Here is a 10,155-nt window from a genome sequence, read left to right on the forward strand (position 1 = left end):
GCCGGTCCGCTGCGGACCGGCGCACCGCGCGTCAGATGGTTTCGAAGCAGCCTGCTCCGAGGAGGCCCTTGAGCTCGCCCTGCAGGCCGTTCTCCGTCGAGACGAAGTAGTCGCTGGACAGCGCCAGGCGGGTCACGCCGCGGGGGCTCTGCAGCTTGAGGTGCACCGGGGTCGTGCCCGAGTGCGCCTGGAGGGTCCGCTTCAGCTCCAGCACCAAGGACTGGTCCACCCGGCCCACCGGCACCTTGATCACGAACGCCGGGTCGGTGCCCGGGTCCGTTTCGGCCGCCGAGATGTCGACCGGCACCGCGTCGGAGGCGAAGACGCTGATGGTGCCCTCGCGCTCGTTGATGCGGCCCTTGACCGCCAGCGCGGTGTCCTCGACCAGGCAGTCGGCGAACATCTCGTAGGACTTCGGGAAGAACAGCACTTCGACGCTGGCGTCGAGGTCCTCGAGGGTCACGATCGCCCACGGGTGGCCGTTCTTGTTGATGCGGCGCTGGATCCCCGAGATCATCCCGGCGATCTTGATCTGCTCCTTGCCGCCGCCGAACTCCCGCTCACCGCCGACCAGATCCGCGATCCCGGTGTCCTGGTAGGGCGCGAGCAGCCGCTCGGCCCCGTCGAGCGGGTGCGCGGAGACGTACAGGCCCAGCATCTCCCGCTCGTAGGACAGCAGCTGCTTGCGCGGCCACTCCTCCGGCGTGAAGTTCAGGTGCGCCAGCGGCGAGGCGTCCGCGCTGTCGGCCGAATCGTCGGCGCCGAACAGGTCGAACTGGCCCATCGCCTGCTGCCGCTTCAACCCGATGACCGCGTCCACCGCGTTCTCGTGGTGCTGCACCAGCGACATGCGGGTGTGCCCCAACGAGTCGAACGCACCGGCCTTGATCAGCGACTCGATGACGCGCTTGTTGCAGGCCAGGATCTCCGACTTGTCCAGGAAGTCGGTGAAGGAGGTGTAGCGGCCCTTCTCCTGGCGGGACTTGACGATCGAGGCCACCACGTTCGACCCGACGTTGCGGATCGCGCTCATGCCGAAGCGGATGTCGGAGCCGACCGCGGCGAAGGTGTCCTTGGAGTCGTTGACGTCCGGCGAGAGCACCTTGACGCCCATCCGCCGGCACTCGGCCAGGTAGATGGCCATCTTGTCCTTGTTGTCACCGTTGGAGGTCAACAAGCCCGCCATGTACTCGGCCGGGTAGTTCGCCTTCAGGTAGGCCGTCCAGTACGCCACAAGGGCGTAACCCGCCGCGTGCGACTTGTTGAACGCGTAACCGGCGAAGGGCAGGACCGTCGCCCACAGCTTCTCGATCGCCTCGTCGGAGAAGCCCTGCGCGAGCATCCCGTCCCGGAAGCCCTCGAACTCCTGGTCCAGGACCTCCTTCTTCTTCTTGCCCATCGCGCGGCGCAGGATGTCCGCTCGACCGAGGCTGTAACCGGCCACCTTCTGCGCGATCGCCATGATCTGCTCTTGGTAGACGATCAGGCCGTAGGTCTCGGCGAGGATGTCCTTGAGCGGCTCGTCCAGCTCGGGGTGGATCGGCTCGACCGGTTTCTTGCCGTTCTTGCGGTCCGCGTAGTCGTTGTGCGCGTTGACCTCCATCGGGCCCGGCCGGTACAGCGCGTTGCAGGCCACGATGTCGGCGAACTCGGTGGGTTGCATGCGCTTGAGCAGCTCGCGCATGCCGCCACCTTCGAGCTGGAACACTCCCAGGCTCTCCCCGCGGGCGAGCAGCTCGTAAGTGGCCTTGTCGTCCAACGCGAGGTTGGACAGGTCGATCTCCCGGTCGTGGTTCTCCTTCACCATCCGCAGCGCGTCGCCGAGGATGGTGAGGTTGGACAGGCCCAGGAAGTCCATCTTCAGCAGACCGATGGCCTCGCACGACGGGTAGTCCCAGCCGGTGATGATCGAGCCGTCATCACGCGCCCACAACGGCACCGTGCCCAGCAGCGGCTGCGACGAGAGGATCACCGCGCACGCGTGCACACCGGCGTTGCGGATCAGGCCCTCCAGGCCCCGCGCCGTGTCGAAGATCTGCGACACCGCCGGATCGGTCTCGATCAGGCTGCGGACCTCGGCGGCCTCGGTGTAGCGCTCGTGCTGCGGATCCACGATGCCCGACAGCGGGATGTCCTTGGCCGCGATCGGCGGCGGCAACGCCTTGGAGATCTTGTCCGCGATCGCGAACCCCGGCTGGCCGTGGTGCACACGCGCCGAGTCCTTGATCGCCGCCTTCGTCTTGATCTTGCCGAAGGTGATGACCTGGGCGACCTTGTCCCGCCCGTACTTGTTGATCGCGTACTGCAGCACCTCGTCACGACGCCGGTCGTCGAAGTCGAGGTCGATGTCGGGCGGCGAGTCGCGCTCCGGGTTCAGGAACCGCTCGAAGATCAGACCGTGCTCCAGCGGATCCAGGTTCGTGATGTGCAGGATGTAGGCCAGCAGCGATCCCGCGGCCGAACCACGACCCGGCCCCACGTGGATGCCCTGCGACTTCGCCCACCGGGTCAGGTCACCGACCACCAGGAAGTACGCGCAGTACCCCTTGGTGTCCAGCACGTCCAACTCGACCTGGATGCGCTTGCGGCACTCCTCGGTCGGACCATTCGGATAACGCGTCGGCAAGTACTGCTCGAGCTCAGCAGCCAGCAACTCCCGCTCGGAACGGCCGCTGCCGTCGGTCACGCGCGGCATCCGGTCCTTGAAGTCCCACACGTCCTCGTAGGACTCGACCATCTCCGCGACCCGCAACGTGTTGTCCGCCGCACCCGGAACCTCGGAGTCCCAGTACTCGCGCATCTCCTCAGCGGACTTCAAGTAGTAGCCGTCGCCGTCGAACTTGAACCGCGACTCGTCGCTGAGCGTCTTGCCGGACTGCACACACAGCAACGCGCCATGCGAATCGGCCTGGTCAACGGTCACGTAATGGCTGTCGTTGGTGGCCAACGGCGGAATACCGAGCTTCTTGGAGATCTCCAGCAGACCCTGGCGCACCGACCGCTCGATCGGCAGACCGTGATCCATCAACTCCAGGAAAAAGTTCTCCTTGCCGAAGATCTCCTGGTAATCGGCCGCCGCCTGCAACGCCTCGTCGAACTGCCTCAGCCGCAGCCGGGTCTGCACCTCCCCGGACGGACAACCCGTGGTCGCGATGATGCCCTCGGAGAACTCCGAGATCAGCTCGCGGTCCATCCGCGGCTTGCGGTACATGCCCTCGAAACTCGCGCGACTGGACAACGTGAACAGGTTCCGCAGACCAGTGGCGTTGCGCGCCACCATCGTCATGTGCGTGTACGCACCGGCACCCGAGACGTCACCGCCCTCACCGAACTCGTCGGCGCCGCGCTGCTTCGCCTCACCCCAGAACACCGGCTTCTTGTGGAAGCGGTTGGTCGGCGCCAGATAGGCCTCGATGCCGATGATCGGCTTGATCCCGGTCTTCTTCGCCTGCTGGTAGAACTCATCGGCACCGAACATGTTCCCGTGGTCGGTCATCCCCACCGCAGGCATCCCGAGGCGCTGGGCCTCGGCGAACAACGCCCCCACCTTCGCGGCACCGTCGAGCATCGAGTACTCGGTGTGCACATGCAGGTGGACGAAGGGGTCGACAGGCACGGGGAAGTCCTCCTTCGCGACAGCTTCGGGGAGAGCCGCCAGCCTAACGCGCGCACCCGCTGTGACCGCCGATTCCCCCGGCGTTGCGAGCGTTTTCCACCACGACGAGCAGAAACAGGTGCGGTCGATCACGCCCCGCGCTAGAACTGGACGAAACCACGTGCCGTTCACGCACCAGGTTTGCGGAGCGGGTAGCGTGGTTCGTCGTGGCTGGCCCTGATCCCGTAGATGTGCGATTGCTGAGCGTCGTCGCCGAGATGGGCCGGGCGGCGGTACCCGAGATCGCCGGTCGGCTCGGCATGGACGTGCGCGACGTCGCTGCGCGCCTCGCTACCCTCTCCACCACCGGTCTCCCGCTGATCGTCGGGGTCGAGTGCGACGTCCAGGGAATCCGCAACGCGGTCGCCGCCGCCCAGCACTGGGCCGCGCAGCAGAACATGGCCAGCGGCCCCTACCCGGTGTCCGGTCCGCACCAGGTCCAGCACTCCGGCTCCTTCCCGCAGCCGACGGGCGGCTACCCGGCGCACAGCGGTGGTTTCCCCGCACCCGCTTACGGCCAGCCCAGCGGACCGCAGCAGTTCGTCCCACCGGGCCCGCCGCCGACCTCGTTCCCGCAGCAGCCCGCCGCTCCGCAGGACCCGATGAACGTCTGGGGCCCGCCGGGATCGGCCGCGTGGGCGCGCGGTGATCAGCAACCGCAGCAGCCCGCTCAGCAGCAGCCGGCGCGCACCGGCAAGGTCGGCAGCAAGCTCGACGTGGAAGGCCTGGAGGGCGAGCGGATCACGATCCTGCTGGTCGAGGTCGTCGACCCGGCGGACTTCCTGTTCACCGCGGCCGGTTACGAGCTGCAGGACGGCGAGCGCGCGGTCGTGGTGCACACCGAGCTGACCAACCGCGGCCAGACGCCCTTCACCTCGCTGCCGGACCTGTACCTGGAGCTGATCACCACGGACGGCTCCGCGATCGCGAAGTCCCCGGTGTCGCTGTCGTCCCGGCCCCCGCACCGCATCGGCGTCCCGCCGGGCGAAACGGCCGGCGGCCACACCGTCTACGTCCTGCCGGAGTCGACGGAGCTGACCGCGGTCCGCTGGACGCCCCGCCCCGGCGACACCCAGCGCACCCTCACCTGGGACATCACCGACCTGTAGCGGTCTCCACCTGCTCCTGCTTCCGCGCGGCGGATCGTTCCGCCTGGTCAAGGCACGTGAGTACTTTGTGGCGCCATAGCACCACAAAGTGCTCACGTGCTCTGATCAGGCGGAACAACGGGACGGCCTCGGCAGCGATCGGCAAGTCCCCGGTCGGCCGGTGTGAATACCGGTGATCGCCGTTCGGAGTACGTCTGTCCTGGTGATACGCGGGCGTGTGGTCTTGCGGTTTGGTCCGCGTTGTGGACATCTGGAGTCATGACCTCGCAGGAGGGCGGTCGCACCAGCGTCGGTGTCCCGCGCGAGTCGCTGGCCGGTGAGCGGCGGGTCGCGCTCGTGCCCGGCGTGGTCGAGCGGCTGTGCGCACAAGGGCTCGAGGTGGTCGTCGAACCCGGCGCCGGGCAGGCCGCGCTGATCCCCGACGACGCGTTCACCAAGGCGGGCGCGGACCTCGGCGACCCGTGGTCGGCGGACGTGGTGGTCAAGGTGAACCCGCCCAGCACGGCAGAGCTCGGCAAGCTCCAACGCGGCTCGACGCTCATCGGCTTCCTCGCCCCGCTGACCGACCCCAACCTGGTGCCGCGCCTGCGCGAGGCCGGGGTGACCGGGTTCGCGCTGGAGTCGGTGCCGCGCATCTCCCGCGCCCAGTCGATGGACGCGCTGTCCTCGCAGGCCAACGTGTCCGGGTACCGCGCGGTGCTGCTGGCCGCCGACCAGTGCACCCGCTTCTTCCCGATGCTCACCACCGCGGCGGGCACCGTGAAACCCGCTTCGGCGCTGGTGCTCGGCGTCGGCGTGGCCGGGCTGCAGGCGCTCGCCACGGCCAAGCGGCTCGGCGCCCGCACCACCGGCTACGACGTGCGGCCGGAGGTCGCCGACCAGGTGCGTTCGGTCGGCGCGAAGTGGCTGGACCTGGGCATCTCGGCGGTCGGCGAAGGCGGCTACGCCCGCGAGCTGACCGAGGACGAGCGCGCCGAGCAGGCCCAACGGCTCAACGCCGCGATCAGCGGTTTCGACGTGGTGATCACGACCGCCCTGGTCCCCGGACGTCCGGCACCGCGGCTGGTGCCCGCCGAGGCGGTCCGCCGGATGCGGCCGGGCAGCGTGATCGTCGACCTCGCCGGTTCGGCGGGCGGGAACTGCGAGCTCAGCGAACCCGGCCGGATCGCGGTGCACCACGACGTCACCATCGCCGCCCCGCTGAACCTCCCGGCGACCATGCCGGAGCACGCCAGCGAGCTCTACGCCCGCAACGTCCAAGCACTGCTCGACCTGATGCTGGTCGAAGGCCGCCTCGCCCCCGACTTCACCGACGAGGTCCTGGCCGCCACCTGCATCACCCGATCAGAACCAGGTGAAGGGCACGCCTGACCCTTCACCCCGGCCCGACTCAGGGAGGAGGGGCGATGTTCCTGGCTGATCTGGCGGTGCTCGTGCTGGCCGGGTTCGTCGGCTTCGCGGTGATCTCGAAGGTGCCGAACACCTTGCACACCCCGCTGATGTCCGGGACCAACGCCATCCACGGGATCGTGCTGCTCGGCGGTGTGCTGGTCCTCGGATCCGGGGTGAGCGACCTGGGATCGCAGCTGCTGGCGCTGGTGGCGATCATCTTCGGCACGATCAACGTCGTCGGCGGATTCCTGGTCACCGACCGGATGCTGGGCATGTTCAAGCGCAAGCCGGAACCCGCGCGGAAGGACGCCGAGAAGTGATCACGCTGCGGTCGGTCCTCTACATCCTGGCGTTCGCCCTGTTCATCTACGGCTTGATGGGCCTGACCGGGCCCCGGACCGCGGTGCGCGGCAACGCGATCGCGGCCGCGGGCATGGTGGTCGCGGTGGTCGCCACGCTGCTCACCCCCGGCCTGAGCAACTGGGGCCTGATCGTGTTCGGCCTGGTCGTCGGCACGGTGATCGGCGTCCCGGCCGCGCGGCGGGTGAAGATGACCGCGATGCCGCAGATGGTGGCGCTGTTCAACGGCGTCGGCGGTGGTGCGGTGGCGCTGACCGCCTGGGTCGAGTTCCGGGACAGCGCCGGGTTCCAGGGCGAACCGGCGTTCGTGCCGATCGCGACGCTGTTCGCCGCGATCATCGGCTCGATCTCGTTCTGGGGCTCGCTGGTGGCCTTCGGCAAGCTGCAGGAGCTCGTGCCCGGCCGGCCGATCTCGGTAGGTCGCCTGCAGCTGCCGCTGAACGTGCTGCTGCTGGTCGGCGCGGTGGTTTGCGCGGTCGCGATCGGCCTGGGCAGCGGTGCCGAGCTGCTGCTGGTGGCGGTGCTGGTGCTGGCCGGGTTGGCCGGGATCGCGGTGGTCCTGCCGATCGGCGGTGCCGACATGCCGGTCGTGGTGTCGCTGCTCAACGCCTTCACCGGGCTGTCCGCGGCGGCGGCCGGGCTGGCGCTGAGCAACACGGCGATGATCGTCGCCGGGATGCTCGTCGGCGCCTCCGGTTCGATCCTGACCGACCAGATGGCCAAGGCGATGAACCGCTCGATCCCGTCGATCGTCGCCGGCGGCTTCGGCGGAACGGCCTCGTCCGCCCCGGTGACCAGCAGCGGGACGGTGCGCTCGATCGGCGCCGCCGACGTGGCCATCCAGCTCGCCTACGCGGGGCAGGTGATCGTGGTGCCCGGCTACGGCATGGCGGTCGCGCAGGCCCAGCACGCGGTGCAGGACATGGCGAAGCTGCTGGTCGACAGGGGTGTCGGCGTGTCCTACGCGATCCACCCGGTGGCCGGCCGGATGCCCGGTCACATGAACGTGCTGCTCGCCGAGGCCGACGTGCCCTACGAGCAGCTCAAGGAGATGGACGAGATCAACGACGAGTTCGCCCGCACCGACGTCGCCCTGGTGATCGGCGCGAACGACGTCACCAACCCCGCGGCCCGCACCGACCCGAACTCGCCGATCTACGGCATGCCGATCCTCAACGTCGACCAGGCCAAGACGGTGATCGTGCTGAAGCGCTCGATGCGCGCGGGGTTCGCCGGAGTCGACAACCCGCTCTACACCGACCCGAGGACAGCGATGCTCTTCGGCGACGCCAAGTCCTCGGTCCGCGAAGTAGTCGAGGAGCTCAAAGCCCTCTGAGTCCCGCGATTTCCATTGAAATCGGACGTGCGATTTCAATGGAAATTGCGGAACGCGAGCTCAGCTCTCCTTCTTCTCCCGGCGGAAGAAGTCCAGCGGGCTGGACCGCTTGGGCCGCTCCGGCTTGTTCCGGCTGCGGTACTCCAGCGTCGGCCAGTCCCCCGCCTCGCCTGGAGCGCGCGTGGGTTCCGGTGCGCCGAGGACCGACGGCGCCGCCGTGCCCACGTCCTCGGCGTTGATCACGTCGCCGAGGCTGTTGAACCCGCTGGCCGGGGTTTCGGCGTCCGCTGCCGGGTCGATCACCGGGATGCCGGTGGGCGGCGTCGGCGCATCCGAGCCTTCGAACGATCTCGACTGTGCCATCAAGCCCCCTCCGTTGGTAGCTCGCTTTCCGCCACGGTACCTGCTTCAGCCGTCCTGATCGCGGAGCTCGTCGAGCGCGTGCTGCAGGTCGTCCGGGTATTCGCTCTCGTAGCTCACCCAACCGCCTGCGGGGTGCTCGAACGAGAGGCTCCGGGCGTGCAGCCACTGCCTGGTGATCGCCAGCCGCCGCGCCAGCACCGGGTCCGCGCCGTAGGTCAGGTCGCCGACGCACGGGTGCTTGATCGCCGAGAAGTGCACGCGGATCTGGTGCGTGCGGCCGGTTTCCAGCTTCACGTCCACCAGCGAGGCGGCGCGGAACGCCTCCACCGTCTCGTAGTGCGTGATGCTCGGCTTGCCGCCGGTGACCACCGCGAACTTGTAGTCGTGGCGGGGGTGCCGGTCGATCGGCGCGTCGATGGTGCCGCGGCTGGGATCCGGGTGCCCCTGCACGACCGCGTGGTAGCGCTTGTCCACGGTGCGCTCCTTGAACGCCCGCTTGAGCACCGAGTACGCGTGCTCGCTCTTGGCGACGACCATGACCCCGGTGGTGCCCGCGTCGAGCCGGTGCACGACGCCCTGCCGCTCGGCGGCCCCGGAGGTCGCGATGCTCACGCCGGCCGCGGCCAGCCCGCCGACCACCGTCGGGCCTTCCCAGCCCGGGCTCGGGTGCACCGCGACGCCGATCGGCTTGTCGACCACCACGATGTCGTCGTCCTGGTGGAGGATCTTCATGCCGTCCACCGGGACCGCGACGACCTGCAGCGGCTGCTGCGCCGCGGGCAGCGTCACCTCCAGCCACGACCCGGCCACCAGCCGGTCGGACTTGCCGACGGGGGTGCCGTCGAGCAGCACGTCACCGGATTCGGCCAGCGTGGCCACCGCGTTGCGGGACAGGCCCAGCATCTTGGCCAGACCTGCGTCCACCCGCATGCCGTCGAGCCCCTCGGGCACCGGCAAGTTTCGAAGATCGCTCACGAGTTGTTCTCCGCCGCCTTCTTCCGCCGGTGCACCGTGCCGTCGTAGTCGCGGCCGAGCAGCGAGAGCAGCACGACCAGCACACCACCGACGACGATGCAGCTGTCAGCGATGTTGAACACCGGCCACACCGCACCGCCGGGGGCCAGCACGGACAAGAAGTCCACGACGTGGCCCTGCAGCGGCCCGGGGGCGCGGAAGATGCGATCGGCGAGGTTGCCGCACGCGCCGCCGAGCACCAGGCCGAGGCCGACCGCCCAGCCGGGCGAGCGCAGCTTCGGCGCCAGCCAGATGATCACGCCGACCACCGCGATGGCCAGCAGCGCCAGCAACCAGGTCATGCCGGTGGCCAGCGAGAACGCCGCGCCCGGGTTGCGCAGCACGTCGAGGTAGAGCAGCCCGCCGAACACCTCGACCGGCGGTTCGCCCTCCAGCTGGTCGACCACGATGATCTTGGTGAGGGCGTCGAGCCCCAGCGCGACCACTGCTACGCCGAACAGCAGCGCCAGCAGCTTGGGCGACTTGCGCGGCTTCTCGCCGGTCTCGCCCGAGGGCGCGTCGGCGGAGGTCTCAGCGGCGGAGGTCTCGTCGGGTGCCTGCTCGGCGTCGACGTTCTCGCGGTCCGCCGGCTCCTCGGACGGTCGCTCTGAAGAGGACTGCTCGGTGCTCACGCCCCCATTGTCCCTGAACGCCCCGGACCGGATTCCAGCAGTCCCACCGCATCCCGCCCCCGCCACCACAGTTTCAATTGAAACTGCAGTTCCGAACACACCCACAACCCGCAGTTTCAATTGAAACTGTGACCCCCGGCGTGTCCGCCCCCGACACACCGACGACCTCCCGCAGTTTCAATTGAAACTGTGGTCCCTCGGCATGTCCGCACCCGACATGCCAACGGATGTCGGGATCCGACACACCGAAGGATGTGGACAGGTGGTCCGGCCTGTGGAGAACTTCCGCAATTT

8 protein-coding genes are annotated in these 10,155 nt (G+C 68.7%); 4 read left to right on the forward strand and 4 right to left on the reverse strand.

Annotated elements, in window-relative coordinates; translation table 11 throughout:
• Positions 1-31 precede the first annotated feature (31 nt).
• The gene (gene dnaE / locus ABTZ89_RS29495) at positions 32-3,616 is read right to left on the reverse strand and encodes a DNA polymerase III subunit alpha (RefSeq protein ID WP_351050752.1); all 3,585 of its coding nucleotides are present in this window, start codon (positions 3,614-3,616) and stop codon (positions 32-34) included.
• Between the two features lie 206 nt (positions 3,617-3,822).
• Between dnaE and ABTZ89_RS29500 the strand changes: the two genes are divergently transcribed.
• The 4 genes from ABTZ89_RS29500 to ABTZ89_RS29515 all read left to right on the forward strand — a co-directional run bounded on the left by ABTZ89_RS29500 (position 3,823) and on the right by ABTZ89_RS29515 (position 7,852).
• Positions 3,823-4,764, forward strand: a complete 942-nt coding sequence (locus tag ABTZ89_RS29500) for an Lrp/AsnC family transcriptional regulator (RefSeq protein WP_351050755.1) — start codon at positions 3,823-3,825, stop codon at positions 4,762-4,764.
• Positions 4,765-5,022: 258 nt separating this feature from the next.
• Positions 5,023-6,135, forward strand: coding sequence for a Re/Si-specific NAD(P)(+) transhydrogenase subunit alpha (locus ABTZ89_RS29505; protein WP_351050757.1), 1,113 nt, complete (start codon positions 5,023-5,025; stop codon positions 6,133-6,135).
• Between the two features lie 35 nt (positions 6,136-6,170).
• The gene (locus tag ABTZ89_RS29510) at positions 6,171-6,476 is read left to right on the forward strand and encodes an NAD(P) transhydrogenase subunit alpha part 2 (RefSeq protein WP_270947017.1); all 306 of its coding nucleotides are present in this window, start codon (positions 6,171-6,173) and stop codon (positions 6,474-6,476) included.
• Positions 6,473-7,852, forward strand: coding sequence for an NAD(P)(+) transhydrogenase (Re/Si-specific) subunit beta (locus ABTZ89_RS29515; protein WP_351050761.1), 1,380 nt, complete (start codon positions 6,473-6,475; stop codon positions 7,850-7,852). The genes ABTZ89_RS29510 and ABTZ89_RS29515 overlap by 4 nt, the downstream gene beginning before the upstream one ends.
• 60 nt (positions 7,853-7,912) lie before the next feature.
• On the opposite strand, the gene ABTZ89_RS29520 is transcribed toward ABTZ89_RS29515, so the two are convergent.
• Genes ABTZ89_RS29520 through lspA form a run of 3 tightly spaced genes read right to left on the reverse strand, consistent with a single transcriptional unit; the run spans position 7,913 to position 9,861 of the window.
• Positions 7,913-8,215, reverse strand: coding sequence for a hypothetical protein (locus tag ABTZ89_RS29520; protein ID WP_270947015.1), 303 nt, complete (start codon positions 8,213-8,215; stop codon positions 7,913-7,915).
• A 45-nt stretch (positions 8,216-8,260) separates the two neighbouring features.
• Entirely contained in the window at positions 8,261-9,145 is an 885-nt protein-coding gene (locus ABTZ89_RS29525; protein ID WP_270947117.1) for an RluA family pseudouridine synthase, read from the reverse strand.
• 41 nt (positions 9,146-9,186) lie between these two features.
• Entirely contained in the window at positions 9,187-9,861 is a 675-nt protein-coding gene (lspA, locus tag ABTZ89_RS29530; protein WP_408641771.1) for a signal peptidase II, read from the reverse strand.
• Positions 9,862-10,155: the final 294 nt, after the last annotated feature.

The sequence above is a fragment of the Saccharopolyspora sp. NPDC002686 genome (genome assembly GCF_040295745.1).
Lineage (GTDB): Bacteria > Actinomycetota > Actinomycetes > Mycobacteriales > Pseudonocardiaceae > Saccharopolyspora > Saccharopolyspora oryzae.